The sequence below is a fragment of the Ruegeria sp. BHSB196 genome, from assembly GCF_059613135.1.
In genome coordinates this window covers 1-1,122 of sequence record NZ_JBXWRY010000080.1, presented here as the reverse complement: position 1 = coordinate 1,122, position 1,122 = coordinate 1, and the positions used below count along the sequence as shown (strand labels likewise).

The following is a 1,122-nucleotide window of genomic DNA, read 5'->3' as shown; positions in this document are numbered from 1 at the left end:
GGAGCGCGCTACCCTGAAGTGCGACTCCTATTAGAAACCAATGGGTTATCTAATAGGAGATCATGGCATGGGAGCCGTTTACACGCAACTGAGCTTGAGCGAACGCCGTAGAATTGAGGATTGGTGGCACGCAAAGGTGCCCGTCCGAGAGATGGCGCGTGTCCTGAAGCGTCACAAGTCGACAATCTTTCGCGAGATCAAACGCAATTTCTGGGCCGATGATGCGTTGCCAAAGAAGTATGCGGGCTACTTCGGTCACGCGGCTCAGTTGCGGACGGATAAACGTCGATCTGTGCAGCGCAAGCTGATCCGTCATCCAGATCTCTGTAGAGCTGTAGTCGCAAAGATCAAGCTTGGCTGGACGCCCGAGCAGATCGGCAACCGGATGATCTATGAAGGCCTCAGGCTGCGCGTCTGCCAAGAGACGATCTATCGCTATATCTATTCGAAAGAAGGCATGGACCAGGAGTTGTGGTGGTACCTACCCGAGCATCGCAAAGCCCGCAGGCCGCGTCGTGCGCGAAAGCGCCTACCCCCGAAATTTGACCGTGATGTCAGCATCCTGTTCCGCCCCGATGATGTCGCGCACCGCCGCCAGTTTGGTCACTGGGAAGGTGACTTGATGCTGTTTAAACAGAAGCTTGGGCAGTCGAATGTCACATCGCTTGTCGAACGCGTCAGCAGGTTCACTGTGCTGCTGAAGAACCCGAACAAGCGCACGAAACCAGTCATGGGCAAGATCATGAAGGCGGTGCGCGACCTACCCCACCTGGCACGCAAATCCATCACCTTTGATCGTGGCACCGAGTTCGTCTCATGGCCGCACCTGCAGGCAGAGATCGGGACACAAACCTGGTTCTGTGACCCTGCCTCACCCTGGCAGAAAGGAACCGTCGAAAACACCAACCGGCGTGCTCGAAGATGGCTGCCACGGAAGCGCGACATCACGGCGGTCTCAGATCATGAATTGAAGATGATCAGTGACCGCCTCAACGCAACGCCCCGCAAATGCCTTGGGTGGAAGACGCCGGCGGAGGTCTTCCGCGAGAAGATGATGGAAGAGATGGGCCAACGCCCCTACCCTCAGAAGGAATAGGAGTCGCAGTTCAAGTATCGCTCACA

1 protein-coding gene is annotated in these 1,122 nt (G+C 56.3%); it reads left to right on the top strand.

Annotated features, from left to right (window positions below; genetic code table 11):
* Nucleotides 1-67: 67 nt before the first annotated feature.
* Complete coding sequence (locus tag AC2FNJ_RS19985) at nucleotides 68-1,096, top strand: IS30 family transposase (RefSeq protein ID WP_496766782.1); 1,029 nt, start codon at nucleotides 68-70, stop codon at nucleotides 1,094-1,096.
* The last annotated feature ends 26 nt before the right edge of the window (nucleotides 1,097-1,122 follow it).